The sequence below is a fragment of the Rhizobium acidisoli genome (genome assembly GCF_002531755.2).
GTDB classification, from domain to species: Bacteria; Pseudomonadota; Alphaproteobacteria; order Rhizobiales; family Rhizobiaceae; genus Rhizobium; species Rhizobium acidisoli.
Window position 1 is genome coordinate 322301 of sequence record NZ_CP035001.1, and the last position, 26497, is coordinate 348797.

Consider the following 26497-nt stretch of genomic DNA (forward strand, 5'->3'; position numbering starts at 1 on the left):
AAACGCCTCAGGCACTTAAGGGCGGGCGTGAGCCCGGCTCTGTGATCAGGCATGAAGTGGCGCGCACGTTTCAGTGTGCGGTGCCCGGTTTCTCCTTTGCCCTCACAATCGCATCCGCTTCCTTGCCGTATAGCTCCTCGAAGTGATCGAAGGTCTTGGAGAAATAACCAATGCCCTGCGTCGCCGAACGCAGCGCCCGCGCCAGATCTTCAAGTGCGCTGCCTGGAACGAGCGCCCGGAAGATGTCCCATCCCTTGGCGGTTTCATCACGGTCGAAGCCGAGAACCTGACCGTTGAGAGCGGCGACGATCTGGATAAGGCTGCCCGAATAGACCGACGGGATGTGGAAGTCCGTGCGAAAGACCGGCTGCATCAAGACGGTCGATCCTTCGGAAAGCGCCTGTCGCACCCCCATTTTCGACGCAGTCCGGAAGGCGTGTTCCGAACTGTCGACGGTATGGTGCTGACCATCTAACAGCGTTACGCCGACATCGATGACTTCGAAGCCTAGCGGCCCCTTCTCCATCGCTTCGCGCGCGCCCGCTTCGACGGCGGGGATGTAATTGCGCGGAACGGCGCCGCCCTTGATGGTTTCGCCGAAGCTGAAGCCCTGGCCGCGCTCGTTGGGGTGAATGCTCAGCTTCACATCCGCGAATTGCCCCGCACCACCGGTCTGTTTGCGATGGCGGTAATGAACCTCCGATGGTTTCGCGATCGTTTCACGGTAGATCGGGCTGGGCGTTCGGTCGGTCACGGAGATGTGAAAGACATCGGACAGCGTTCGGCAGAGATCACGCAGATGGACCGGCCCTTGGGCGCGGACGAGTTGAGCGCCGGTGCCTTCCTCCTGCAAGACTTTCAGACCGCGATCCGCCTCGGAAAGTTTCGCCAGCGTTTCGGAAAGTTTGTTTTCATCGCGCTCGCTGCCTGGAACCAGGATCCTTTCGAGCATCGGCGTGGGTGGTTCCGTCCAATCAGGCGGGGCAACCACCGCGCCGGAGGTCAACAGCGAAGGAACGGGCAGGTGGTCGGACTTGACCGCCGCGAAGACATCCCCCGGCGCGGGCAGAACCCCCGAATTGGACCGGCCGTTTGCGAGATTTTGGACGGCGCCGAGGCTGGAGCCGCCCAGTGATGCGCCTTGCCGCAGCCCCTCGCCAAGTGCGCGCACGAGCACCGTCTTGCCGACATTCTGGCGATAATAGGCATGGAAGCTCACGGCCGCCAGCTTGCCTTCCTCGACAGTTCCTGTATGAGCGAGACGCTGCCGAAGAACGCCTACCGGCGGGGCCTCGTGGCGCAGCGCCTTCATCAGCCTCATCATGCCGCTGCCGTGACTTGCAGCACCGATCAGGACCGGGATAATTCTGTTTTCCCTGAGAATGCGCGATGAGATGGCATAGAGCGCGTCGCTGGATGGCTCACGGTCCTCGATCAGTTCCTCGAGAAGCCAGTCATCAAATTCGGACAGGTGTTCCAGGAGCTCGGTGCGCGCTTCGTGCTCGCGTTCCGCAGTGTTTTCGGGGATGGCGATCAGCGCCGAAGGCTGGCCTTCCCGGTATCGCCACGCCCGTTCCGAAATCAGATCGCAACTGCCAATGATCCTGTCCCCCTCGCGGATCGGGATCTGGCGAAGCAAAAGGGTGTGGTTGGCGTAGTCTTGAAGCGCGGCGATCACGTCCCTCAACCGCCCTCTAGGTTCGTCCATCCGGTTGACGAAGAGGATGCAAGGCGTCCCCGAGGCCTCGAGGATCCTGAGATAGGGCGCGGCGAGCACAGCCTCCTCGGGTGCCGATGAAACGCACAGGATGCAGGCGTCGCTGGCAAGAAGCGCATGCTGCGCGTGCGCCAACGCTTCGTTGGGTCCTGGCGCATCCAGTGCACACCACGCCTCGTTCCCGAAGCTGAACTCCGTAAGGTTCAATCCATAAGGGGAGCCGGATTTTCGCGGCGTTCCCTCCAGGGAGGCGAGCTTTTCCACGACTGTCGATTTTCCGGTCTGCGAAGGTCCAAGCACGGTAAAGCAGCGCATCGGCATTCCTCCAACTGCCATGACACAATTTTCAGCCATCATAGGATGCCCTGAACCGGTGCAAGGCGCCAGAGGTGTTCAGTTTCACAACGCTTTGACCTGGACTGAGATTTGAGGGCCGATCTACTCAGTGGCTGAGAACGCAGTGACGAATTTGCGATATCGACGTCTACGCAGGATCGCGAAAGTTGGGTGAATCGATTGCGGAGCCGTCGCCGCTCTCGCCGGACCGTCTGCGTGTGGCAACGGACCATTTTAGGGACAGCCGCTTTATAGCAGCACAGAGTTCTCCGAGTGGGCAGAGTTCTCCCGTTCTAAGCACCAAGCCTGAATTCGCCGGTGTAATGAACTTTTATCTGCCGCTTCGATGACGAATTGCCCCACAAGTCCGTCCGAGCATCGGTATTATCTTGTGCAAGAGCTCCCAGTGATCCGACAGACGATTAACTTGATATATCGCATCGATCTGCAGCAGCTGCCGAAAAGATCGCCTCCCGCTGGCCGATCGCCGCAAGGTGCCGCGGGTCGGATTTGCCCCAGACTGGACGAAACACGCCAAGGCCGCGCCGTTCAAGCATAACGATCAGCTGCGGGACATCCTGCCTATCGGTGTGATGCACGTCCCGGGCACCGGCAGGGAAATCTCGCCGACAAGGCGAAGAAGCTCGGTATCCCTGTCTGGGAGTTCGGAACAGGGGGCGCGTGAGCGCCTCCCACTTCTAGGGTGCGCTGCAGAACCTTCAGGATCAATGTGAGGTTGGCAATCCGCTCGTTGGCGCTCTTCTCCACCGCCTCCAGCCGGGCGATCTCAGCTTCAGCGGCCTTCAGTCGACAAGCTCCAGCAGAAATTTTCGAAGCTCTCCGATGCAAGCGGCCCCTGGGGCAACCCGCCGACGCCGAGGCGGACACCGATCTGATCTCGATGCTTTCCGAAGCGCATGCGCGCCGAATGGAGGCCGGGCTCATCTGGCACAAACGCGATGCCGCCAACACTGCTCACGGTTTAGCAACTCGTGCTCAAGGTGCTGGCCCCGCCCGCAGGTTTTCTACGGGATCCGCAGATGCAGAAATCCCGCATTCCGAAGACGCTCTGAACCCTGTCGGTTCTGGGGCGTTAAGCCCAAAGCATCAAGAATCGGGAGATGAGCATGACCAAACCCAAGCTCATGGGCTTGAACCATGTCGCGCTCGAGGTCGATGATGTCGACGCGGCGTTCGAATTCTATGGCAAGGTCTTTAATTTCCAGCTCCGCGGAAGCCACCGCGATGATAGCGGCGTCCTGCAGATGGCTTTCGTGGACATGGGGGACCAGTTCCTCGCGTTGAGCCGCGGCAGAACGCAAGAGCGCCACACAAACCGTCATTTTGGCTTGGTCGTGAACGACAGATCGATCGTCATGGACCTTGCCACCGCGGCTGGCGCGACGGTTCCGGAGGGCCGGCCGTTCAATTTTCTCGACCTTTGGGGAAACCATCTCGAAATCGTCGAGTACCGCGATATCCAGTTCCAAGTCGGCCGCCGTGCTCAAGGCGCTGGGCATCGCCGCCGACAAGACCGAGACCGAGACCGAGACCGCGATGGAAGAGATGCGGAAGAAAGGAATTTGTAATGCCGAAATATCTCACGATCGGATATGGCGATCAGATCGGATATGATCGCACCGCTCCAGCACTCCGCGATGCGGCGCACGCTCACGACCAGCAACTGCGGGATCGAGGTGCGATCATGGGTATAGCCGGATCGCCGGTCCAGGTCCGAAACCACGATGGCGTAAAGGTGGAAATTTCTAAGGGTTCGTTCCTGACGGCCGCATTGCCATTGGCCGGTTTCGCATTGATTGAAGCTGAAAGCCTGGAAGAAGCCATCGAGATAGTTTCGAAGGCGCCATGCGCGGTCGCCCAGGGTGTCGTCGAAGTCTGGCCTCTGGAGCAGGCTCAATGACCAGGGCGGATGCTTTCATCGTTCTTGGCGCAACCGGCCATATCGGATCGGTAGTCGCCCGGACACTTCTTCGAGACGGGCATCAGATTGTCGCGGTCGTACACGACGAGGCGAAGGCCGCGGGTCTCAAATCCCTGGGAGCCGAGATCGCCATTGTCGATCTTGGCGACCCGCAAGCTCTGCGCGCCACACTGCGTCGCGGCCGCCGAGCATTTCTCCTGAATCCTCCAGCGCCCGTTACTACTGACACAAACGCCGGGGAAACCCGGACGGCAACCAGCATTGCCGAGGCGGTCGGCGGCGCGGGCCTGGAGAAAGTCATGGTGGAGTCCACCTACGGCGCACAGCCCGGCGACGCGATCGGCGATCTCTCGGTTCTGTGGAATTTCGAGAGAGCCGTCGGCGCCGCCGCGATTCCGGCTGCCATCAACCGCGGCGCATATTACTACACCAACCTCGACATGCTCCCCGACGAGGCTCGGCAAGGCTCGATTACGACGATGTTCCCGGCGCAGCTGAAGATACCGATGGTGGCTCCGGCCGACCTCGGTTTGGCCGCAGCAAGACGGTTGGCCAGTCCGCTCGACGACGTCGGGATAAGGTACGTCGAAGGACCGGAAGCATACTCGTTCGACGAGGTCGCGGCTGCGTTCGCCGAAATACTCGGGCATGCGGTGACCGTCCGAACGATCAAGCGGAGCGAGTGGGAAGCGAGCTTCATGAAGGCGGGCTTTTCAGAACGTGCGGCTCATGCCTACGCGCGGATGACGGAGGTATCCCTGGCCGGCTTTGACATGCCTGAAAATCCGATCCGCGGAGCGATAGACCTGCGAGATTATATCTCAACATTGGTGAAGGAGAAGTCGGCGGGATAGCACCTCTCAATTTGAGGTTTGCGCCAGAAAGGCCATGCCGCCGTCATCACAAACCATTTGGAACGGACTGTCCCATTTCTCATTTGAGCCCGATTTGGAAGGAGCAATGTAAATGCGAATCCAAGGAATCTACGCCGCGCTTGCAACGGCAAGCATCGATCTTGCGGAAAAATTCTATACCCAAATTTTCGACCGCGAACCTGATGATCGTCCGATGGATGGTTTGATCCAATGGCGCAACGTCGCAGGCGCAAATATTCAAATCTTCCATGACAAGGAGAATGCGGGCTCCGGTAGACTGACAATTGTGGTGCCGAAACTGGAAAATGCCCGAAAATCGCTCGATGAATTAGGCATGAAGCTCACAAGTGAATTGGAGGGTGACTACGGAAGGATCGCCCAGTTAACAGACCCTGACGGAAATCGCATCACTCTTGCAGAGCCTCCCTCAAGGCCCTTCAGTACATAGAGCCGGCGAAGGGCGAGCCATGTCGCAACCGCCCGACAGAAGCGGTCCGCTCCAATTCGGCGAAGAGGAAAAGGCTGGGTGCCTCTCGCGCGTCCTCACCGTCACGACAGGTGAGGCAACAGCGCATTCTGGACTTGATCTCAGACGGCTGCTGAGCTTTCAGAGGACGGCTATCCTTCGCCGCGAAGAGGGGTGTAGACGGGCTCGCCATTCGGGGAGCGAACGACATCACCGAGCACTATTGCTGCGTCGCCGGATGCGCGAAATGAGGAAGCTTCGGCTTTTCCCAATCGAAGACGGTTGAAACGCGCTGGTGGTGCTTCGAGCATTATCCCTGTTAGGAGATCAAGAGCCGGAGCAATTCGAGATGATCGCCGAACTGATCCTATGCGCCTCGCTGACGGCCGTCGACAGCGACACAGTGAAATGCGATGGGCAGAATATGCGACTGCTGGGGAAGGTGTCTCGTTAGCCAGCTTCGCGCCAGCCAGCGGGCTTTTTTCTTAGACGACAGCTGTGATCTGGGAACCTCTTCAGTCAGTTAATGGTTTTGACGACGGGCCGCACGGCTTCAGTATCTTGTACTGCTGCGCCAGCACCCCTGTTCGCAGCGTCCGTGCGGTTCACAGCCGGCCGCCCCAAGGCGGTGAAACGGCTGGTGCGCAACTGTACAGGAACCACCGCCTCGCATTGATAGTTAACTCCTCGGATCGTTAGCTAGCGTTGCCCTGCGCTATTCGCGATCTACCCCCTCCACGGGGTTCGGGGCCGCGCAGAAGGCTGGTCATCTCCTTCTCAAACCTCTTCTGCGCGGGCTCCCGGCGTGAGACATAACGGATTCGAAGCCGAACCGCGTGACCTATGCGGAACGCCAGAATAAATATTGCCACCAGCTGATGCGGAATAACGGAGTGCGAGGAAGCAAGGACCATTGCTGAACGGATCAATATCGTCCTTTGTCGGCGGCGGGAAAGTGACGGCGCCTGACCTTGCCCCGTTGAAATAATCCATTTTGAAGTAAGCTCTGGCCCATCGAGAGGACCAGAGAATGAAGCGCAACCGTTTCACAGAAGAACAGATCATCGGCATTCTGAAAGAGCACGAGGCGGGCACTCCGGTCTCGGATCTTTGCCGCAAACACTGCGTCAGCGATGCCAGCATCTATAAATGGAAGGCGAAGTTCGGCGGCATGCAAGTGTCGGAAGCCAAACGACTGAAGACGCTGGAGGACGAGAACACCAAGCTGAAGCGGCTTCTGGCGGATGCCATGCTCGACAATGCTGCTTTGAAAGACCTTTTGGGAAAGAAGTGGTGACGCCCGCAGCAAGGCGGAAAGCTGTCGCGCATCTGGTGGAACAACATCGGATGAGCGAATGGCGGGCGTGTAAAGCCATTGACTTTTGCCGAATGACGGTCCGTTACGAAACCAGGCGCAGCGACGATGATAGTCTTCGCGAGCGGATGAAGGCGCCGGCGCATGAACGCCGCCCTTCGGTTACCGACGCATCCACGTGCTGCTCAAACGCGAGGGACACCGTGTGAACCAAAAGAAGCTCTTCCGGCTGTATCGGGAGGAGAAGCTGACGGTGCGCAAGCGCGGCGGCCGCAAGCGAGCGATCGGCACGCGAGCACCGATGCTGGTCCCGATGACCGCCAATGATCGCTGGTCGTTGGACTTCGTGTCGGATCAGTTCACCGATGGACGCAGGTTCCGGGTGCTGACCGTCGTCGATGATTGCACCAGGGAGTGCCTGGCGCTCGTCGCCGATACGTCTCTTTCCGGCCTGCGGGTTGCCCGCGAGTTGGACCGGATCATCGAAGGACGAGGCAAGCCGAAGATGATCGTCAGCGACAATGGCAGTGAGTTTACCAGCAACGCGATCCTGCAATGGACGGATCGGGCCAGGGTGGAATGGCACTACATCGCACCGGGCAAACCAATCGAGAACGCCTTCATCGAAAGCTTCAATGGGCGACTGCGCGACGAGCTCCTCAATGAAACGCTCTTCTCGTCACTGACCCATACTCGATCAGCGCTTTCAAACTGGCGCAGCGATTACAACGATCACCGACCTCACTCTGGACTCGGTTGGATGACACCAGCCGAATTCGCTCAGACAATCAACCCGCGACGTGATGCGGTGCTGCGCAGCCGGAATGGCTCCGCACCGCAACCCGCCGCTACCACCCCAAAACCGCTGGAGCGAACTCAAAAATGGATAAAACTTGGGGGCAAGGTCAGTACCCCCGTCTCCCGGTCCGCCGGCGTAAAGATTACGCCGATGGGCTCGCCGATGACTTCGGCCTCGTCCCATCCGAGGATCCGGCGCACACCTTCATTCCATGTGGTCGCCCTGTGATCGAGATCGACGGAGATGATCGCATATTCGATGGCACTCTGGAGGATAGCTTCGAGAAAGCGTTCTCGGGCACGGCTGGAAGTGGAAAAAGGGGTTCATGATCATGTTATACGCCTGATCCACCACGAGCTGATGACGTTCTCAACACTATACCGGACATCACCCTATTGCCATCAAGGCCGTTCCCTCGAACGCGGTCTCAGCTCAGCTATCGGACATTCTGCAGATCATGCTGGCAAAGGTACCCTGCAGGGTGTCCGAATACCTGCGACATTCCGTGTAACGGAGGAACCATATCCTGCCGGTAGCGTTTTGCCGTGACACTCAAGATCCTGGAGGATAACATGAAAATACTGGTCATCTCTGCGGCGTCGCTGTTTCTGGCACTCGGCGGAGCGGCCGTCGCGCAGACGACGACGGTCGTCGTTCCCGGCGAGGTCAAAACCTACGTCATGAAACAGGAAACGCCATCCGTCACGTTTGACGGTGACGTCACGGTCGGTACGGCGCTTCCTGACACGGTCGAAATCCACACAATCCCCGATCAACCTGATTACGGTTATGTGGTTGTCAACAAAAAGCGCGTGCTCGTTAATCCGAAGACCCGCGCGGTAATTGAAGTCGTCCAATAGCATGAATGAATCGCGGGCCGGCTTCCATGGCCCGCGGTTCCTCCATCATTCCACCTTCCTCCTCATCACCATCTCTTCCACTCGTGGTGCAAGAGTTGAAATCAGACTTGCATCCACGCAGCCAGTGGCATCAGTTGAGGTCGAAACCGCGGCGTCTCGCTGGGGCAGTCCTGAAACGAAGGCACAACCTTATCGTCGAACTTCGCACTATTCATTCGCAGTGAATCTTCACCGATTGATATGACCGACGCGGCACGAAGGTATCGCATCACACGGAGAATGTTCTCGCGAAGAAGCCGAACCGCGAACTGCGGGTCGCTTCGCAATATCGGCAAAATGGTCACAAGCGACAAATAAGCTCGCCGAGTTTGTCGGAATTCCCAAAACGCGTATTTGCGAGTGGCGTCAGCCAGGCAAAACCTTGGCGCGATCACAGCGCGGCTCAGGGCTCGCGAAAATGCTTGATCTTATGACAGGATACGACGACGGCACGTAGAACAACGTTTCAGCCAAGCTGACCACGACGGCTCATGATCCTTGGTGGTCAATCCGGGCAATCGCGGCGAACGTCTGCGCCAAAACCTGTCACGCCGTGTCCCAGCGTTCATATGGATCGAAGAGGTGCTCCGACCCTATATGGAATAGCTTGGTAGCCCTCTGCGCCAATTGCGGTCGTATGACTACCGCAAATGATTAAATTGCGGCAGCGTCCAATAAAGACTCGAGATTGCTGGGACAGCTCAAAAGAGCCGCCATGACGGACAGCTAGTCTCTGGCGGCCCACATGAAAAACGTCTCCCGTTGGTTTCCGGATCTGACCGCATCCAGGTAACGCGGCTTCCAAACATGACCAATGAACATCTCCATCGTCGTGGGCAATTTCGGACGATCCTCGTTCTCCCCATGGAACCTTACGATGCCATTGTTCAAAGCGTCGGCGCTCAGGGTGTCGTCGTGCCATTTCTCCGCGGTTCCAAACCGCGCCAGAAATTCAGCTTCCACGTCTTTGCGGGTCGTCTCGATGTATCGGTACTCCACCGGCCTGCCGATCTCCCTGCCAATGATTACGGCCAGTTCGTTCATCGAGACATCTTGCGAGCCGACTTCGAGATAGACGCGGTGTCTGCCCCTCGGATTGGTCAGTTCCTTCGCCGCCAGCCAAGCGATGTCGTCGGTCGCCACCCAGGGCATCTTCAAATCAGGTTTGCAGAACCAGGCAATTCGACCGTATTTGGCAACCGGGCCCGTCCACGCCGACACGTCGTCCATGAACCAGCCGGCGCGCAAGTGGACCAGATCGATATTGAGGAGCTCGTTGAGTTTTTCGTCCAGATCGTTGAAGCACTCGAAATGACCCGTCTTCCCTTTCACGTCCGAACCCATGGCCGTCAGGCTTACGGCCAGTTTGACGGAGGACGTTTCGAGCGCATCGACAAAGCGCTGGGCAACGGCGGGGTAGTGTCCCGCGATGTTGTTCCAATCGGTCTTCACCATCAGGAAGGCAGCATCTGCACCCTGGAAAAATTGGTCGAGGTCTCCCGCTCCTGTGTCAAAGCTTCCAAGGTATGGCTCTGCTCCAAGCTCGACCAGTGCGTCAAGCGCTGGGCCACCTCTCGACACTGCTCTGACCTGGTGCCCGGCCTTCAGTAAGTTCCGAGTCAGCTTGGCGCCAATTCGTCCCGTGGCGCCGACGACAGAAATTCGCATGAAAGTCTCCATTCGGTTGTTGATTACCAAAGAGTAGACTATTGCGGTGCGTACGAATTTAGACATAATGCCAAATGATCTCCAAATCGGGCCAATCCGCAAAACGCCGTTCCTGCTACGACGACATTGAACCCGACCGGTGGGATCGTCCGGCCTTCGCTGTCCGTCTCGACTTCAGTGACTATGAGGCTGAAGTGCCCCAGCACCAGCACAAGGAAGGGCAGCTCATCTTGGCGCTGCACGGGGCCGTCACATGCAGAACGGAGAATGGCATCTGGATTGTCCCGCCGGACCGCGGGGTCTGGATACCCGGCGGCGTGCCCCACAGCAACCAGGTCACGTCCAACGCATGCCCGTCCTATTTGTTCGTTCAACCCGACGCTGCCAAGCTGCCTCAGGTGTGCTGCACGCTCTCTGTGTCGCCGATGCTCCGTGAGATGATCCTCCGACTGGCGGATGTACCGGTCAATTCTGCTCCAGACGACCATGTAGGCCGAATGGTGCGGGTCCTGCTGGATGAACTCGCGCAAATGCCGATACAGGGGCTGGAGTTACCCGCATCCAGCCATCCCAAAATCGCCGCGATCACCGCTGCACTGATGGCAGAGCCGAGCGACCGTCGCACCCTGGTCGATTGGGCGGCACACGTTGCCATGAGTGAGCGATCCCTGAAGCGGCTGATGGTCCAGGAAACGGGATTGACTTTCGGCCGATGGCGGCGGCAACTGCACTTGGTCATCGCGTTGCGCGAACTGGCCAGCGGCGCGGCGGTCCAGAGGGTGTCCAGCGACTTGGGCTACGAGTCGCCGACGGCTTTCATCGTCATGTTCAAGAAGGCCTTAGGCAAAACACCCACGCGCTACTTTGCGAGCTGATTTGCCGAATGGCCAATTTCGGCAGCGCGGGTCGGCCTGCGGCACGTGCCGAGACCTCGCGACTTAATTGCGATATCGAGACTACACCTCGGCGTTAACCTCCGAAGATCCTAGAGCGCCATTGAACCCCTCAGTGGCAATCAGCACTTGGTCACAGCCTCAATGAGGTTTACATATACCTCCTCTGCCTCAGACGCGGAGCAATTGCCGCGTGTAACGGCGCTTGTCAGCGCGTCTCCTGCCGCAACCAATGCCTCGCATGCCAATGCCAGCGATTCCAGCCGAACGCTTGAATGAGGTCGTAGAACTTCCAGGAACATCTCGATCACTGCGTCGACTAACTCCTGGTATACGCCAGCTCTTTCCTCGCTTCCTGCGAGCGCCGCGCCGACAGCATGAAATTCGTCACCTTGGTCGGTTCCGCAAGCTAGATAGGTTTTAGCCAAAGCCGAAACAGTCTCTTTCGCCGGTCGATTTTCCTGAGCCATAAGCGTGCGAAACGCGGTAATGCGTTCGGTGTCTATCCAACGATAGAGCTCAATCAAAAGACGCGTTCTGGTCTCGAAATGCTCGTAAGTCACAGGTTTGGAAACGCCGGCCCGCACTGCCAGGTGGCCTAATGTCAGCCGGTCAGCACCTTCCTCCCGGACGATCAGGCGGGCCGTCTCCAGCAGTTGCTGACGCCGCTCAGGCTTCGAAAGACGACCTGCGGTCCTGTTGTCGACGGCGGCTTTTGGTTTTTCCACTTGCATACCTACTTTTAGTAACCTACCATGAGTAGGTATCAGTAAAACATAGGTATCGCGATGTTACAAGCATCTGGAAGTGTGCAAAACCCAATACTGATTATTGGCGGCGCCGGTGAGGTCGGGCGCTGGGCTACACGCTTCTTGCGTGTCCAACATCCTGATGTACCAATCCTCATTGGCGGCCGGGACGAACAACGCGCGGTACGAGCAGCAGCAGCTTTCGACGGCGCGTCTGCGGTGGTCGTGGACCTCACTGCCTCTGACCTGGGGCTAGGCGAGCAACGTGTCTCGGCGGTCGCAACGCTGTTTACCGATGCAACGGGAGCAGCTCTCCGCTGGGCTCAGCAAAAGAGCGCGGGGCACATCAACATCTCACCAAGCATTAGCGAGCTGGGTCTGGAGGCTGCATCTTTCATGCAAAAGCCCGCTGCCGCGCCTGTCGTCCTTGGTACAGAGTGGCTCGTTGGTGCGACAAGCGTACCTTCGCTCTTGTTCGCCCAACAATTTGGTCGGTTGCATAACATTCACATCGAGGCCGTGCTCGACGAGCAAGATGCGTTCGGACCTGCAGCAAATGCTGATTTTGAGCGCCAGATGCATGCGGGTGCTGCTGCTCTTATGAGAACGGCTGGCGCATGGCGGTGGTGCCATGGGGACGAAACTAAGTCAAAGGTTCGCGCAATCGACGGCACTGCGTTGGACGCGAACGTGTTTTCGCCGAACGATATCCTGTTGTTGGCAAACGCAACCGGCGCGCCTGATATTCGGTTCGACTTGGCCATTGGAATGAGCTCCGCTCGCCGGAATGGCGGACCGGTATCGACCGAAATCATCATAAACCTTTCGGGCCTGGATCACGCCGGGCAGCCGCTTCAGAAACGTCACGCGATCGTTCACCCCGGTGGTCAGATGCCGCTAACGGGTTTGGGTGTTGCGCTCGTTCTTGAACGCCTGGCTGGTCTCGCAGGCGAACCGCCTCGACCGGGCCTCTACTTCCCGGCCCAGCTCATCGACCATTCCACATACTTTGATCGGCTTCGCGCCTCAGGTGGAGAAGTCATGGAATTTGAACCGATCAAACACGCGCAACAAGGTTCGGATCAAGCATAGATTGGAGCAAAAATGAATTGTCCTAATAAAGTATCAGCCGCCGCTGATCATCCCGTACACCATTCAGAAATTGAGGCCAACGGTGCCTCATTTCATGTCGTTCAACAAGAGCGTGGTCCAGTCGTGCTTTTCTTGCACGGTTTTCCGCGAGAGATAGATCGCCGCGGTCAGCCCTGCGGGGGCGCCTCCGATGATCCCGCAGTCGCGCAGCTTCGTCTCCTTGGAGCCTGCCCCCGTTTACAATAGAACGAAGCGGCCTGCATGCGGCCACTTCCCAGTGAGTCTAACTGGTTTCGAAGCCTTGGGCGCGGCAGCCTTGTCGTTCCGGGCTCCGCTAGCCGCCCGGCCCTTCAGCTTGCCGCTGACGGGCAGATCAGATTTCCGGGCATCCGCGCCGATTGGCGAAGGTCATCCGATCCGGTCCACGGCGCGTCATCCCTTGGACGACGATGCTGCGGGGCGACATGCGGACGATCTGCGCCCTGCGAAGTCCTTCTCCGCGGGCGATGTCGAGCGCGTCGTTGGGATCGCAGCCGCGCGGAGCGCGGCGGTCATAGCGGTCGTAGCGATTACGGTCGCGATCGCGATCGTAGACACCGACGCCGCCGGGGCCGACCCGCAACTCCATATCCTGCGCGGCGGCGATCGTTGGCGAGATCGTCAATCCGGTCATGGCGGCAAGGCCGACAAGGATGAACTGAAGAGATTTATGCATGAGTTTCTCCCATTGTTTTGTGCTGTTTCGCAATACCAACCTCGCCATGCGGAGTTTGTTCCTTGGCGGCAGAAGGGGCGCTCCTTGTGCTTGAGTGTGCGGTCAGCTTACCAATGAGAGGATGTGCGGGACCTTCGGGTCGCCATGACAGCTGCTCAGTCAGGCCAGACATGGTTCTCCAACCATGCGACAGAAGCTGCAGATGGAGGTCGCATCGACCAGCACCGATCTTGCCTCTCCGATCAAGCCCTGCGTCACCCTGCCCTGTGGCGAGAAACGCGCCGATGATCTCGTTGTCGTCCTTAAGACCCGGCACAACCGGGTCGCGGGTGTCAAACTCCTCGAGTATGCGCCACACCACCCCGGCCGACGTGGCAAAGGGCACCTGATACCGGTGCAGGCGCTTGTCCGGAATTCGCGCAAGGTGTTCGGCATGGTGGAGAAGGGTCATTGTGTCGAGGGGGCTCCGACCATCAATACCTTGCCACCTGCCTCCACGAGTTTGCCGAGCGGAGACGCCTCTCCCATAACTATAGCCGAGCGGGTGGTTGGCAGTGAGCCAGTCGGCCTGAGCGGCGATTGCCGCTGACGATGCCGACGGAGGTGAGACCGCCGGCGGGCACGATGAACCTGAACGTGCTTAACGCGGTCGCCCAGTTCGAGCGCGGCTTGCTGATCGAGCGGACGCAATCGGGCCTCAAGCGCGCCAAGTCGGAAAAGAAAGCCCTCGGCCGCGCAAAAAGGCGGGTTCCTGCTCCCGGGGTCCATCCTGTTCCCAACAGTGTTCCGACGCCACCAATGCTGCGGAGGACGGGAGCGCTGGCGGGGACAAAATGCCAGAAGGCCTGTTGGTGATATCCCATCCACCGTCGCCAGCCGACCCTTGTCTGCGTTGCCGATAAGAAACTGACGGGGGCATATCGGCAGCGGGCGACGGCGCGGAAGATATCGCGGCGGCAAAACATGTCTGGATGCGATCCGGGGCAATATCCCGGCCAAGGTCGCCCGCGCAGCCCTCATTCGCGCTGCCGAGGAAGCCGGAGTTCCGGTGGTTGCCACTGTCCACTGATCGGCCTCGGCGCAAAACCAACAAAGACCATGGCTGCACCGCGATGAGCCGGAGACACTCCCTCTTGCGCTCCAACGACGTTCGCGGCGTGATGCCACGAGACGACCAAAATGGCTGAAGCCGGTGGCGGCACGCCAGCCCTTGGAACTTCTAAGCCAATGCATATCCCCGCGCCGGTAGCGACAGACCGAGGCGCGGCCCAGCTTCAAGCAGTAAATATTTGCTTGCCGGTTTCGTTGTACAAATCGATCACGGCCGCGCGGCTAAGGGGCCGCGAGATCAGAAAACCTTGGAGGCTATCACATCCAAGCGCCACCAAAGCATCGCTCTGTTCATCCGTTTCCACACCTTCAGCCGTGGTCTTAAGACCCTTCGCCCGGGCCATATTGATCATCGCCTCGATCAGCGGCTTGCTCTCTCCCTGCATCGCATCGATGAACGACTTGTCAATCTTGATCCTGTCGACCACCAGCTTCTGCATTCTCGAGAAAGAGGAATATCCCGTTCCGAAGTCGTCGATCGCAATACCCACCCCCGCATTTCGGAGTATAGCAATGTTCCGGTCGCTTCGTCCTTCTTCACCAAAAGCCAAAGACTCGGTAATTTCTATCTCGAGTCTTTTTGGATCGATGTTCCATTTCGCCAATCTGGACAAGACACGAAGAGGATAACCGTCTGAACAGAGTTCCAATGCAGAGGCGTTGATCGCCATAGAGATTAAAGGAAGGTCTGCCATGACACTGCAGGCATCCTCGAGCACTTTGGCGCCGAGTTCGTGGATAAGGCCTATTTCCTCGGCAATGGGGATGAAGATGTCGGGAGCGATGAAGCCTTCTTCGGGATGCTTCCAACGAGCGAGCGCTTCCATAGACGACAGGCCCTTGTGCTCCGCTGAATATACCGGCTGATAAAAGGCCTCGATCTGAGATCTCGTCTCGAGCGCCAGCCGAAGGTCGTGTTCAAGCTTGCGACGCCTGCGCAGTAGCTCGTCCATATGCCCGCCGAAGATCGCAAAAGTGTTCCGACCCGCAGCCTTTGCGTGGTAGAGAGCTATATCGGCCTGACGGGTGAGTTCCGACGGATCCGCACGGCCGGCGGCAACCGCAGCTCCGACACTTGCACCAATGACGATGTGGGCGCCATCTATCTCGAAAGGCTGCCGCAGACGCTGCACGATCTGTTGGCAAACGGCGGTGGCCACTTCACCGTCCGCTTCTTCGAGAAAGACGGTAAATTCGTCACCTCCGATGCGACCGATGAGCGCCGCGGGCATGATCTCATTCATGCGCTGGCCCACGAGCGAGATGACCCTGTCTCCAGTCGGGTGCCCGAAAGTATCGTTAACCGCTTTGAACCGGTCGAGGTCTATGAACAGCACGCAGTGGCTCTGGTTCTGCGAGGCCGCGCCGAGGCGGGCGGCGAGTTCGTTGCTGAAATGAGCGCGGTTTGAAAGGCCGGTCAGAGGATCGCGCGAGGCGAGATGCTGGAGTTCCTCACGATTTGAAGCGAGCCGGGTCGAACGTCTCCAGATCGCATGCCCGCACAGACTAGCCGCGACGAAAATGACAGCGGCTGCCAGGCCCACCGCCGGCAGGGTCGCTTTCATCACGCTCCCACCAGGCCGAAATGGGCGCCAGGTGAAGTAGCCGATCGCAGCGCCCGAACGAGCCGTTAGGGGAACGAATGAGTGCTCGGTGTCCTTCGGAGCATCGTCCTCGAACTTCATTTCAGAAAACTGGTAGTCCTTTCCGATGTCGGAAACGAAACTTTGATCGAGGAACCTCACAGCGACATGGAGATTTTGCTCGCCCGGCTGTTGCTCGACATCGCCGGTGTCAGAGACGATTGGCTTGACGCTCACAATCGCCGGTCGTCGCCCTACGTATGCGAGGTCGCTTTCGCCGATTGAGAGCACGCGGTCCGTGACCCCTTCGGTGTCGCTGGCAGCAAGTCGTTTCTGTAATGCCTCCGCCAGCGGCATGTAGGCGCCGCGCAGATCATCCGACGACAACGCGTTATCCGAGGGCGCAATGAATTCATAAATCGGGGTCCGATCGGAGGAAAGTACGATTGCGGCGTCATGGCCGAAGTAAGTGTGCATCCAATCGCCGAGGTTCGATTTGAGCCATTCCAGATCCCGCGCACCGGTTTTTCGAACAGCATCGTCCCATACCGTCGCGCTTTCCTGATCATGAGCAACGCTTGCCTGCATCTTCGAGACGATCAGTCTAACCAGGTCCCGCTGGCGAGCCTCTGCCACCATATCGGTTTTTGCTGCGGCCCAGTGGAGGGTACCAAGAAGGACGCACCCTATGATTAATGACGCCGCTGCCGGGAGAAGCCACTTTAAAACCCACTGCGACCGCGCCTGCCGATTCATCTGCAATTCGTCCTTTTATGTGTGAACAGCGTAAAACGGGAACGTTAAAGCACGCGGAAGGGAATTGGTTAGCACTTCCTTCCGGGTCATCGTTCAGGCCTGCCGCCATTGACCAAGACGATCCCTGAAGGATTTGGATAAGGCCGAAGGAGGAGCTTAAAACCAAACCTCGTCGACCTTCTTCAGCGCTAAGAGAGCGTCGTGAGGTCGCCCGCGCATGCGACGGTTCAACAGTCCGGGCCAATGCAGCTTTTGGACTGGAGTACGGAACGAGCCGCTTCAGATCTAGTTTTACATCTGATGACCGCGCCGCATCCCTTCGAGAACGCGGGCTGATTCCAAATGTTAACTCGTTGCTCATTCGAGAAGCTTTTTCGACGAAGATCGCCCAGATCGCCCCGCTTGCCGAACGCGTTCCCCCGAAGCTCTATGGGGGAACAGAGAGAACCGTTTCTTATCTGGCGGACGAGCTTGTCCGTCAGGGCCATGAGGTCGCACTTTTCGCCAGCGGCGACTGTGTTACCAACGGCAAACTGGTGCCTTGCTCGCGCGTTGCCTTGCGGCTCAACCCTGCAGTCAAGGACCACCTGCCGCACCAGATCGTGATGCTGGAGGAGGTTCGCCGCCGGGCGCACGAATTCGATGTCGTCCATTCCCACATCGATCTGCTGCATTTCCCGTTGGTTCGGAATTTTGCCGGCCGAACCGTGACGACGCTGCACGGGCAGTTGGACCTGCCTGACCTTCGACCATTCTACCAGGCTTTCCGGGAAAACCGCTGGTATCGATCTCAAACAATCAGCGCCAGCCGATGCCGCCGGTCAACTGGGCGGGTACCGTATATCACGGGCTTGCGATCGATATGCTGCCTTTTACCGCAAAGCCGAAAGGAAACTATCTTGCTTTCCTTGGGCGCATTGCCCCCGGAGAAGCGACCCGATCGAGCCATCCAGATTGCTCTTAAAGCAGGGAGGCCGCTGAAGATCGCGGTGGCATCGCCGGCCGCTAGAAATCGGACGGGATCGTCTCGAACGCACTTCACCCGGGTGCGATCGCGACGAACCTATAACGACACACGGGGGGACTTAGAACTGCGGAACATCTCCGCAAAACGCCGGGGCAAGGTGCATCGACGTCCGTGTTGCCGGCGGGTTCGCCCCCCGTCGAGGGCGTGAGCGGCCGATACTTCCACGATTGTCAATCGCCCCCGTTCTCCCTGGACGACCTGATGGCAAACAGGAAGGCTCGCGGCTTACGCCCTGGACAGCGAGAACGCGGATCGGCTTTGGCGGATGGCAGCCGATCTTATCAGAGAGTGAACCTAGGATGCTATCGGAAAGGAAGGCTCAGTACGAGACCGAAAACATACGCCGACTGCGCCTTCCTTCGATTGTCCATCAGGGGTTGGACACCACACGCTATGCCAGTTCGTGGGCGCGTGTAAGCCCGGACTTAGGTCCCGGGCGCTTTGGTACAAAAGATCGCCGGTTGCCAACCTACGGCAGTCGGACGGTCAGACTTAAATCGGCCTTGCGGAGCCGATCTATCGCTAGGACCTAAGTCCCGCCTCTGAACCAAATTGAATTTCGCTGTTGTTCGCGTCACACAGGCTTTCCTTCCGCTTCTTAAGGCCGCCTGAACCGACGTCGTCATGGTAAGCAGCGGTCTTGGTTCCAAGGGCTGGTTTCTGACCCCGCAGAACGAGTTCTACCGAGTTAATTAGCTCGGCTACAACAGCTCAAAATCTGCGCTCGATGCGGTTGCTCTGGCGTTCGCCAAGGACCTCGCGGCGTCCGGCATCAAGGTCAACGCAACCGATCCAGGCTTCACGACCACGGACTTCAACGGACATTCCGGCTACCGCACTGTCCAACACGCTGCAAAGAGCGTGGTCTTTTCTGGCGACCCTGAACCAGAAGACGGCCCGACCGGCGGCTTCTTTCTTTGATGGCGAGACTGTCCCGTGGGAGTCTGCGGCGCCTGATCCCACAGGAATAAGATACCGGCCGCCCCGTTGGGCGGCTCGGCTCTCGTCAACGCCTCAAAAGCGGTTTCTTGCTCCGCTCTATGTTGCCGTATTTTCCCGTGAGAAGTCCTCCGGCGGCTTCCCCACGTGGCGGGTGAACGCGACGCTGAACGCACTCGCCGAGCCATAGCGCTGACGACGTTGCATACCTTTCAGCACGTCAGGTGCCAGGGCGTTTCGCGTTTTCTTTTGCTCTGCCTGGGTAGCATGCGAGCCCTGCTCCGCCAACTATTAGGAGCGCCGACAAGCCAACGTAAATGCTCGCTTGTGATTGCCCGCTCGCGACAAGGAGCAGGGTCGAGATCAGTGGCGCCAAGTATGAGAGTGTCCCGAGCAGCGGCATGTTGCCATGCTTAGTCGCATAATCCCAAGCCAGGAACGCGAGGCCTGTGGGGCCCATCCCTAGAAACAGTACGGCAAGCCACTGATGGACGGTTGGCACTACACTATCCTCGAACAAAAGATGCGCGGTCGCGCCGGCAAGGGCCACCGCACCATAAACACCGATTAAAGTCTGACTCGGAACCTCTTCGAAGCGGCGGTTGATGACGGAGTACCCCGACCAGATCGCCGCACATGCGAAGGCGGCCAGATACCCTAGTACATTGGAAGCCTGCTCAGTCTCCGCCTGACGGTCCATGAAAATAATGGCCGCCCCAATGAACCCCAGAGCTGCGCCCACGAGGTGCCGGTAGCCCAACCGGTCGCCTCCAGGAACCAAAGCGGAGAAGAGCACGATGAGTAGCGGCCATAGATAGGCAATCAAACTGGCACGCGCAGGTGGAACCGTCGCGAGCGCAAAGAAATAAAGCGCGTGGTAGAGAAAAATCGCGAAGAATGCCAGGAGCGACGCTGCCGGCGGCCGGCAAAGTCGGCCGACGGAGGGAGCCCCACCTAACACGAGTACAACTCTTCCGCTGGCGAAGGCGACACCAAAACACAGTGCCAGGAGTTCAAATGGCGGAATGCCCCCCGCCGCGACTGTAAATAAAGCCAGCCCGGACCATAACCCGATGGCAATCAGCCCGACAGCCGTCGCCTTACCCGCTCGCTGATTTATCATTCTTTCCCCCAGCCACACAACGGCATAGGGATACAAGAACAGGGAAAGAGTCTTGACATAACCTTCCGGACTTCAGGCATTTCCTCCAAGCAGGCTGCACCGAACCTCCGCTGGGGTTGCACCACGCTCCCTACGCATGGCGCGCGTCAATGCGCTCTGGTCAGAATGACCGCTTCGGATCGCTATTTCGGCAATGGATAGAGTCGGAATGGCAAGCATGCGTTCGGCCGCATCAAGGCGGAGCTCGACCAGTTGAGCGTGAGGTGTTGTCGCCCGCTTGTTCAGGAAAGCCTCGTGGAGGCGGGTTTGGCTCAAGCCGGCTGCCTGAGCAATATCATGAACGCGAATTGGATCGGCCAGTCTGCATTTCATAAAGGCAACGGCTCGCCTCACCGCCAGTTCCACCCGATCAAGCTGATCACTTTGTTGGGCGAGCCGTTCCAGAAGAAGCGTGGACCAGGCCTCACAGAGCGACGATGAAAGCCTAGCCTGAGGGCTAAGTGCTTTTATGTAATCGACAAGCCCCTGAACGGCGGAACCGATCGCGAAAAAAGGCGGCACGATCTCATGATCAATGGCCCGCGTCCAAACCCCAGGAGGTACATCCAAAACGATGAAGCTGTTTTCGGGCTCAGCAGAAAAAGTATGCTCGCACTCAGCGGGTATGAAGGACGCTATGGTTCCTCCCACACGACCGGCGCGGCGCCCTGTTTCGATTTCGAGTACGCCCGAGCAAGGCAAGATCACCTGATGGAAATCGTGCCGGTGGCGCTCTACTTCCCCGGAGTAGCTCCTAACTTCAACCGCTGTGCTGTCCATCCGCTGATCCAGTTCGATTTGATTTCGCAGCGTGTCTAACAAGTCCTGTTCGAGGTTCGCGCTCGTTCGCGTCGCAGAGTTCAACTTCAGTGACGAATTCCCCTTATAGGGGCAAAGCACCGTCGCGGCTACTCTTCACATCAGGCACTTTAAGCACGACTGCTGGCGGGCCAATTATGGGTAGCCACTAGGTAGCCGTCCCTCAATAAAGGGCGACACCAACCGAAGACTATCCCCGCTCGAATAATTGGCAAAGCGTTCGGCAGAGTCCGCGGCGTGCGCAACGCTACGACCCCTCTCAACAGCAGCATCATGTCTCCCGAACAGCGCCCAAGGCCGGCCTATCGGCCTTCAGTTCATTCCGGCAACTTCTTCGGAAGCCATAGCCACGTGATGATGCCACCTGCCAAGGTCAACAATCCGCCCGTCCCGACCGCAATATGCAGGCCGGTCAGGAAGGCCTCCTTGGCCTGCATGAAAGTTTCGGAAGCAAGGCCTGACTGATCGAGAGTTTCGTTGAGCGTGCCGGCAACGCCGGGACCGAGCAGGCGAAAGCTCAGCGCGGCCAACGATCCGAGGAGCGTAATAACCAAACGCATTCCCCAACTCGTTGCTGGTCTCGGCAATCGAACCGGCAGCTCCAGCTCGTTCGGCAGGAACCGCCGAGACCGCGATTTCGGCCACAAGGCTGAAAGACAGCCCGTATCCGACACCGGCGATCACGGTTGAAGCGATGAAGGCCGCAACGCCGGCCTCGGTGCTGATGAACAGCAGCAGGAAGACGCCCGCGCTTATCAGCAGGTGCGTCGCTGCCCACGCAGGTCGCCGTCAGCACAATCGCCCCCGGCAACGTCAGCAAAGCGGCCGTGAAAACATCGAAGCCAAGCACCGATTGCAGATAGATGCCGGAGAGGTAGCTGGCGGCCGACCAGACGAGGAGCGACAGAAGGCCGGTCATAATCGCGGTTGAGAAGATGCGATCCCGAAACAGGTTGAGATCGAGCAGTGGATAGTCGATCCTGGTCTGTCGGCGCAGAAGCAGCGCGAGGGCAAGAATACCGATGATTCCGGCGACGGATTGAGTCGCTGTAAAGCCCTCCGCTGCGACATTCTTGAGCGACCAGGTAAACAGCAGGATGCCGACGAATGACAGCAGGAGGCTCGGGAGGTCGATTCGGCCATGGGTGGTCGAGCGCATTTCCCGAAGCAGAACCGGCGCGGCGATCAGGAAGCCAAGCACGACTGGCACGTTGATAAGGAACACAGCATTCCACTCGAACTGGCTGAGCAGCATGCCGCCTAAAAGGGGACCGATGGCGAAGCCGGCTGCGAACGTCACGGCGAAGATGCCGATGGCACGCGCGCGCAGGCGCGTATCGGGAAACAGCACACTGACGATTGCCAGTCCCGAGGGCAGCAGTGTCGCGAGTTCTCGACCTTCGAAGGAATTCGTCGATCTTGCGAACGATCGACTTGAGGACATAGGCGGCGTGGACTTGGTCTTCGCCCTCATCGGCGGGGACATTCAGAAGCGGTCAGTTGCCCTGATCAGAACCGGCGGAACGCCTGTGACTGCGGTCGGGCCAACCGATGTTCGGCCTGCAAACGGATCCACGGTTGATTTCGTGGTTGAGGCCGATTGAAACCAACTGTTCGAGATCGTGCAGCGGGTCCGCGATGGCAGACTGCGTACAAATGTCGGCAAGACCACAACTTTGACCGACGCTGTCGCCGCGCTCACCTCAACGGAGCGGCGCGCAGGAAAAACCGTCATCCGCGTTCTGGCCTGATCAATCCGCATCTGGGGCGGCCAACCATTCCGAGCGCCCCACTCGCCTTGAAGGGTCTGAACCTGCAACACCTTTTTAAGGAGCTAAGTTACTAATAAATTTGGTCTTAAAACGCATCTCTTGGGACTGGGGCAATTGGCTATCTCACGGTTTAGATTGTTAGAGAAGTACTTTCCCTCCCTTCTCTCTGTTAAATTCGGCCGTCTGACCTTTGCCGATAGCGACCCATCAGACATTTTGCATTGATATGCGATGGCGACAGGTCGGTTCGTTTCCTGGATCATACGATTTGATACAACTTCAACGAATCCCGAAACAAGCCGGATACATGAGATCCGTAAATTCTCCTCCGCGCCAGTGCCCTGACAACGGCATAACCAAGGAGAAGCAGTATGCGCGCCAACAAATTAATGTTTAATCAGGTCCGTTTATCGGGCCGCGTAATCGCAGTCGCAACGGCCTCAATGTTGCTGTTCCCCGTGGTCGGCTTTGAGAGCGCCAATGCTGCAGACCCAGTAACTGTCTCCACCCCAGAGAAGAATGCCGATGAACGCATCCGGCCGTTTCGCATTCATGTTCCACAGTCGCAGCTGGATGATCTTCGCGAAAGGATTGCAGATACTCGCTGGCCGGACAAGGAGACGGTGGGGGATATTTCTCAAGGCATTCAGCTCGATCGTGTTCAGAAGCTCGTTCGATACTGGGGAACCGATTACGACTGGCGAAAGGCTGAGCAGGAGCTGAATGCACTGCCGGAATTCATCACCACCATCGATGGCGTCGACATTCAGTTCATTCATGTTCGCTCCCGTCATCCGAACGCTCTGCCGGTCATCCTCACCCATGGCTGGCCGGGATCGCAGTTCGAATTCCTTAAGGTGATCGGCCCGCTCACCGACCCGACTGCCTATGGAGGGCGCCCGGAGGATGCGTTTGATGTGGTTATCCCGTCCATTCCCGGATATGGCTTCTCAGGCAAGCCGACCGAACTTGGCTGGGGGCCGGACCGCGTGGCCAAGGCCTGGGATCTCCTCATGAAGCGTCTCGGTTACACCAACTATGTATCACAGGGCGGAGACCATGGGTCGGTGATCTCCGATGCTCTGGCGCGACAGGCTCCGAAGGGCCTGATCGGCATCCATCTCAACATGCCGGCGACCGTACCGGGGGACTTGATGAAAGGTATCAATGCAGGGGACCCGCCACCAGCAAGCTTGTCCGCACCGGAGCGTGACGCCTACCAATCCCTGAGCACGTTCTTCGGACGCAATGCGGCCTATGGCGGGATCATGGTGACGCGGCCGCAGACCATTGGCTACTCGCTGGCGGATTCACCGTCGGGTATGGCAGCCTGGATGTATGAAAAATTCGACCAGTGGACGGATAGCGACGGCGTCCCGGAAAACGTGCTTTCGCGGGATGAAATGCTAAACGACATCACGCTCTACTGGTTTACCAACAGCGGCGCCTCATCCTCCCGCTTCTATTGGGAAAACAACAACAACAACTTCAGTTCCGACACCCAGAAAACCCGTGACATTAAGGTTCCGGTGGCTATCACCGCGTTTCCAAAGGAAATCTATAAGGCGCCGGAAAGCTGGAGCAGACAGGCCTACCCGTCGCTGGTCTACTACAATCAAGCGGCAAAGGGAGGTCATTTCGCCGCCTGGGAGCAACCGCAGATCTTTGCAGAGGAGTTGCGAGCTGCGTTCAAGCCGATGAGATGATCCTTACCAGCCTTCTGCACGCTGGCCTCCAGTCCGGGAGGCCGGCGTGCACTCGACAGGGATCGAATTGCACAGGTCGCATGCCGATTGCATTGCACCAAAGCGGACCGAGGTTGGCGCAAAAAAAGGCCAGAGACAGTGTCTCACGGCCCAGTGTGCGAGCCGCGATTCTAGGCTCGGAGCAAGCCTGGTCAAGTCCGCGAAGATCCCTGCTGGGTGCATGTTGGATGGCGCGCTCCGGCTTCAGCCGGATAGTGGATTGTCGCCGCCGATACAATTTGTCACGCGCGCTCGGCGCTCGCCGATCGGCAAAGTAGCGCGATGGCGTGTGCCAAACGCTTGAACATGACGACGAAGTCCGTCTTGGATTCGTACCACAGGTCGCCTGCGACCTGTTGAACTGTTGCACCCCCGGCAAGTTCCCGCAGGCCGATGACGAGATGTAGCTTGACGCCATAACGCCGGATTGGCGCTACCGGTTATCCCGAAACAGCGCGTCCGCCACGATATCGATGAACACCCGTAGGCGCGGCGAGACGAGCCGGTTGGACGGCCACAGAATGTTGAAATGCCCAGGATCCGCGAGATGAGTGTCAAGACGGTGTGAAGCAGGCCGGCGTCCAAGCGCATCCTTTGCTAGGAAATCCGGCATGTAGGCGATTCCCAAACGGGAAATGGCTGCCCCGCGCAAAGCCTCCATTTTGTTGCAGGTCAGGGCCGAGGGACGACGGAAGGTCGACGCCATCCGCATTCTTGAGCTGCCACGCCTGGAGCTTGCCCGACGTCGGGAAGCGGAATCGAAGACAGTCGTGCGTTTCCAGATCGTGTGGAGCTTGTGGGAAACCGTTCCGCTCTAGACAGGACGGGGACGCGCACAGGACGAAACAGAACGACCCCAGGCGGTGCGACATCAAGCGTGAATCATGCAGCGCGCCGCTGCGGATCACCGCATCCAACCCGTCTTCGACCACATCGACGAGGCGATCATTGAAACCGATATCTATGTCGGGGTAGCGCCGCCGAAACTTCGGGATGACCGGCAGCAGGAAACGGTAGCGTCTCTGACTGGCTCCGAAGGCACAGATTCTCGATATCTCACGCAAGTGAAGCTTGAGAGCCGCTTCTGCCTGACTGCGTCTCCGGCGACGATCGCGGACACGACGTCGGTATGGATCGATCAGTTTCGGAATCTGCTCCAGCATCGGGAGACCGAGATGCCGAATGCGATCAGCGGGTACTCTAGTGAGCAAACGAGCGCTCGATGCTCCGTTGTCTATCGCCTAGGGGAAACGGACGGAAAGCTACTGATGCCTGTCCCCGGCGCCAGCCGAACCTGCCGAAATTTGCGCGCTCGCATACCGAAAGGCGTCCTCAAAACGCTTTTGATTCTCGAAGCTGCGTCTGGGTAGAATAAAAGCCTCCCGCTTTGATATCGGCAGCATCAGATAATCTTTCTCACGAATGATGCGTTTCACACTCGCCCCGGGGAACGGTCGAATCTGCGACATTTGACTTCACATGAATGGCATCGTTGAAGGATATGGTGATGGTGGCGTCCGCGGACGCGATTTGCCGATAGGACAGAAACGATGCTCCCCAGGCCAGCCAGTGCGTGGCCAGCGACACCAGCACGACGACGACGAGGCCGGCAGGTAGCCAAAGCCAGGAATTGCTGTCAGCGACGGCGTTGATCATGGTTAGTGGATTGTAGAGATCCGTGAAGAAGGCCAGAAGACACCAGACGGAAAACAGCCAAAGAACCACCGTAACCATGCTGCGGCGCCAAGGGCGACGGGTGAGCCCCCGCGCCATGGCGGCATAATCCCACGCGGGCAGGGTGTAGGTGATCTGGAACGTAGGTTCGGCTTGCATTGAGATATCCGGCGGTAAATGGAGGGTCTAACATAAATCCTGATATGACGCTGTCTCCGGACGACCATTGCTGTCACGCCGTCGCAGCGTAAGAAACTGGCGTCTAATGTGTTTGTGCGATGCTGCCCGAGCTCATCGAGCCTCGGGAAGCAAAACAGCTAAGAAGGGAGAATTTCTGTTTCAAGACCTCAGCGAAGCTTGAGCTCACCTTCGACACGGCGCCATTCGTTGGCTCGGGTCAGACGCTGATTGGGTATAGCTGATGGAATGGAGCGCCCTTCGAGG

At 58.4% G+C, this 26497-nt stretch carries 19 protein-coding genes and 12 pseudogenes; 17 read left to right on the forward strand and 14 right to left on the reverse strand.

What is annotated here, in order from left to right; all coding sequences use genetic code 11:
• Nucleotides 1–70: 70 nt before the first annotated feature.
• The gene (locus tag CO657_RS30475; RefSeq protein ID WP_054184657.1) at nucleotides 71–2032 is read right to left on the reverse strand and encodes an elongation factor G; all 1962 of its coding nucleotides are present in this window, start codon (nucleotides 2030–2032) and stop codon (nucleotides 71–73) included.
• A gap of 465 nt (nucleotides 2033–2497) precedes the next feature.
• Between CO657_RS30475 and CO657_RS37695 the strand changes: the two are divergent.
• From CO657_RS37695 to CO657_RS30510, 7 genes and pseudogenes are all read left to right on the forward strand, one after another.
• Nucleotides 2498–2738, forward strand: a pseudogene (locus CO657_RS37695) (hypothetical protein); the annotation flags it as partial.
• A gap of 442 nt (nucleotides 2739–3180) precedes the next feature.
• The gene (locus CO657_RS30485; RefSeq protein ID WP_245292998.1) at nucleotides 3181–3642 is read left to right on the forward strand and encodes a VOC family protein; all 462 of its coding nucleotides are present in this window, start codon (nucleotides 3181–3183) and stop codon (nucleotides 3640–3642) included.
• On the forward strand, nucleotides 3642–3974 hold the full coding sequence (locus tag CO657_RS30490; protein ID WP_054184655.1) for a YciI family protein: 333 nt from the start codon (nucleotides 3642–3644) through the stop codon (nucleotides 3972–3974). The genes CO657_RS30485 and CO657_RS30490 overlap by 1 nt, the downstream gene beginning before the upstream one ends.
• Entirely contained in the window at nucleotides 3971–4849 is an 879-nt protein-coding gene (locus CO657_RS30495; RefSeq protein WP_054184654.1) for an NmrA family NAD(P)-binding protein, read from the forward strand. Before CO657_RS30490 ends, CO657_RS30495 begins: the two co-directional genes overlap by 4 nt.
• Before the next feature lie 112 nt (nucleotides 4850–4961).
• Entirely contained in the window at nucleotides 4962–5318 is a 357-nt protein-coding gene (locus CO657_RS30500; RefSeq protein WP_054184653.1) for a VOC family protein, read from the forward strand.
• Between the two features lie 367 nt (nucleotides 5319–5685).
• Nucleotides 5686–5778 (forward strand): annotated as a pseudogene (locus CO657_RS37700) (thermonuclease family protein); the annotation flags it as partial.
• 588 nt (nucleotides 5779–6366) lie between these two features.
• Nucleotides 6367–7516: pseudogene (locus CO657_RS30510) on the forward strand (IS3 family transposase); the annotation flags it as partial.
• 41 nt (nucleotides 7517–7557) lie between these two features.
• Here the strand turns inward: CO657_RS30510 and CO657_RS30515 are convergent.
• Nucleotides 7558–7783: pseudogene (locus CO657_RS30515) on the reverse strand (PAS domain S-box protein); the annotation flags it as partial.
• A 239-nt stretch (nucleotides 7784–8022) separates the two neighbouring features.
• Here CO657_RS30515 and CO657_RS30520 point away from each other — a divergent pair.
• Nucleotides 8023–8310: a DUF1236 domain-containing protein gene (locus tag CO657_RS30520; RefSeq protein WP_054184651.1), complete on the forward strand. Its 288-nt coding sequence runs from the start codon at nucleotides 8023–8025 to the stop codon at nucleotides 8308–8310.
• 765 nt (nucleotides 8311–9075) lie between these two features.
• Here the strand turns inward: CO657_RS30520 and CO657_RS30525 are convergent.
• Nucleotides 9076–10017, reverse strand: a complete 942-nt coding sequence (locus CO657_RS30525; RefSeq protein ID WP_054184727.1) for an NmrA family NAD(P)-binding protein — start codon at nucleotides 10015–10017, stop codon at nucleotides 9076–9078.
• 74 nt (nucleotides 10018–10091) lie between these two features.
• On the opposite strand from CO657_RS30525, the gene CO657_RS30530 reads away from it, so the two are divergent.
• Nucleotides 10092–10892 (forward strand): AraC family transcriptional regulator, encoded by an 801-nt coding sequence (locus CO657_RS30530; RefSeq protein ID WP_054184650.1) that lies wholly within the window; start codon nucleotides 10092–10094, stop codon nucleotides 10890–10892.
• Between the two features lie 140 nt (nucleotides 10893–11032).
• Here CO657_RS30530 and CO657_RS30535 read toward each other — a convergent pair whose 3' ends face one another.
• Complete coding sequence (locus CO657_RS30535; RefSeq protein WP_063856447.1) at nucleotides 11033–11644, reverse strand: TetR/AcrR family transcriptional regulator; 612 nt, start codon at nucleotides 11642–11644, stop codon at nucleotides 11033–11035.
• A 54-nt stretch (nucleotides 11645–11698) separates the two neighbouring features.
• Here CO657_RS30535 and CO657_RS30540 point away from each other — a divergent pair, with 54 nt between their 5' ends.
• Nucleotides 11699–12751 carry a hypothetical protein gene (locus CO657_RS30540; RefSeq protein WP_054184649.1) on the forward strand — a complete coding sequence of 351 codons (1053 nt, stop codon included), beginning with the start codon at nucleotides 11699–11701 and terminating at the stop codon, nucleotides 12749–12751.
• A 373-nt stretch (nucleotides 12752–13124) separates the two neighbouring features.
• On the opposite strand, the gene CO657_RS30550 is transcribed toward CO657_RS30540, so the two are convergent.
• Nucleotides 13125–13466 (reverse strand): hypothetical protein, encoded by a 342-nt coding sequence (locus tag CO657_RS30550; RefSeq protein WP_054184648.1) that lies wholly within the window; start codon nucleotides 13464–13466, stop codon nucleotides 13125–13127.
• Entirely contained in the window at nucleotides 13459–14046 is a 588-nt protein-coding gene (locus CO657_RS30555) for an AAC(3) family N-acetyltransferase (protein WP_128715634.1), read from the reverse strand. Before CO657_RS30555 ends, CO657_RS30550 begins: the two co-directional genes overlap by 8 nt.
• A 35-nt stretch (nucleotides 14047–14081) precedes the next feature.
• Between CO657_RS30555 and CO657_RS30560 the strand changes: the two are divergent.
• A pseudogene (locus CO657_RS30560) lies at nucleotides 14082–14201 on the forward strand (recombinase family protein); the annotation flags it as partial.
• Between the two features lie 197 nt (nucleotides 14202–14398).
• Nucleotides 14399–14535: pseudogene (locus tag CO657_RS30565) on the forward strand (DUF982 domain-containing protein); the annotation flags it as partial.
• A gap of 205 nt (nucleotides 14536–14740) precedes the next feature.
• Here the strand turns inward: CO657_RS30565 and CO657_RS30570 are convergent.
• The gene (locus CO657_RS30570) at nucleotides 14741–16915 is read right to left on the reverse strand and encodes a putative bifunctional diguanylate cyclase/phosphodiesterase (RefSeq protein WP_054184646.1); all 2175 of its coding nucleotides are present in this window, start codon (nucleotides 16913–16915) and stop codon (nucleotides 14741–14743) included.
• A gap of 359 nt (nucleotides 16916–17274) precedes the next feature.
• Between CO657_RS30570 and CO657_RS30575 the strand changes: the two are divergent.
• From CO657_RS30575 to CO657_RS37710, 3 genes and pseudogenes are all read left to right on the forward strand, one after another.
• Nucleotides 17275–17904: pseudogene (locus tag CO657_RS30575) on the forward strand (glycosyltransferase); the annotation flags it as partial.
• A 23-nt stretch (nucleotides 17905–17927) separates the two neighbouring features.
• Nucleotides 17928–18234, forward strand: a pseudogene (locus tag CO657_RS37705) (SDR family NAD(P)-dependent oxidoreductase); the annotation flags it as partial.
• 446 nt (nucleotides 18235–18680) lie between these two features.
• Complete coding sequence (locus CO657_RS37710) at nucleotides 18681–18863, forward strand: Rossmann-fold NAD(P)-binding domain-containing protein (protein ID WP_245293005.1); 183 nt, start codon at nucleotides 18681–18683, stop codon at nucleotides 18861–18863.
• Nucleotides 18864–19101: 238 nt separating this feature from the next.
• Here CO657_RS37710 and CO657_RS30595 read toward each other — a convergent pair whose 3' ends face one another.
• The 3 genes and pseudogenes from CO657_RS30595 to CO657_RS30605 form a co-directional block, all read right to left on the reverse strand.
• The gene (locus tag CO657_RS30595) at nucleotides 19102–20004 is read right to left on the reverse strand and encodes a DMT family transporter (RefSeq protein WP_054184644.1); all 903 of its coding nucleotides are present in this window, start codon (nucleotides 20002–20004) and stop codon (nucleotides 19102–19104) included.
• A gap of 72 nt (nucleotides 20005–20076) precedes the next feature.
• Nucleotides 20077–20823: an AraC family transcriptional regulator gene (locus CO657_RS30600; RefSeq protein ID WP_063856449.1), complete on the reverse strand. Its 747-nt coding sequence runs from the start codon at nucleotides 20821–20823 to the stop codon at nucleotides 20077–20079.
• Between the two features lie 356 nt (nucleotides 20824–21179).
• Nucleotides 21180–22249: pseudogene (locus tag CO657_RS30605) on the reverse strand (MFS transporter); the annotation flags it as partial.
• A gap of 13 nt (nucleotides 22250–22262) precedes the next feature.
• Here CO657_RS30605 and CO657_RS37720 point away from each other — a divergent pair.
• Together CO657_RS37720 and CO657_RS30615 are read left to right on the forward strand one after the other, a co-directional pair.
• A pseudogene (locus tag CO657_RS37720) lies at nucleotides 22263–22613 on the forward strand (zinc-binding dehydrogenase); the annotation flags it as partial.
• A 410-nt stretch (nucleotides 22614–23023) separates the two neighbouring features.
• A complete protein-coding gene (locus CO657_RS30615) occupies nucleotides 23024–24340 on the forward strand; it encodes an epoxide hydrolase family protein (RefSeq protein ID WP_425349959.1) in 1317 nt (438 codons plus the stop codon).
• 307 nt (nucleotides 24341–24647) lie between these two features.
• Here the strand turns inward: CO657_RS30615 and CO657_RS37725 are convergent.
• From CO657_RS37725 to CO657_RS30635, 4 genes and pseudogenes are all read right to left on the reverse strand, one after another.
• Nucleotides 24648–24801 (reverse strand): annotated as a pseudogene (locus CO657_RS37725) (helix-turn-helix domain-containing protein); the annotation flags it as partial.
• 11 nt (nucleotides 24802–24812) lie between these two features.
• Nucleotides 24813–25395 (reverse strand): annotated as a pseudogene (locus tag CO657_RS30625) (LysR substrate-binding domain-containing protein); the annotation flags it as partial.
• 246 nt (nucleotides 25396–25641) lie between these two features.
• Nucleotides 25642–25848: a YcxB family protein gene (locus CO657_RS38325; protein ID WP_082366319.1), complete on the reverse strand. Its 207-nt coding sequence runs from the start codon at nucleotides 25846–25848 to the stop codon at nucleotides 25642–25644.
• On the reverse strand, nucleotides 25796–26212 hold the full coding sequence (locus tag CO657_RS30635) for a hypothetical protein (RefSeq protein ID WP_054184639.1): 417 nt from the start codon (nucleotides 26210–26212) through the stop codon (nucleotides 25796–25798). The genes CO657_RS38325 and CO657_RS30635 overlap by 53 nt, the downstream gene beginning before the upstream one ends.
• Between the last annotated feature and the right edge of the window lie 285 nt (nucleotides 26213–26497).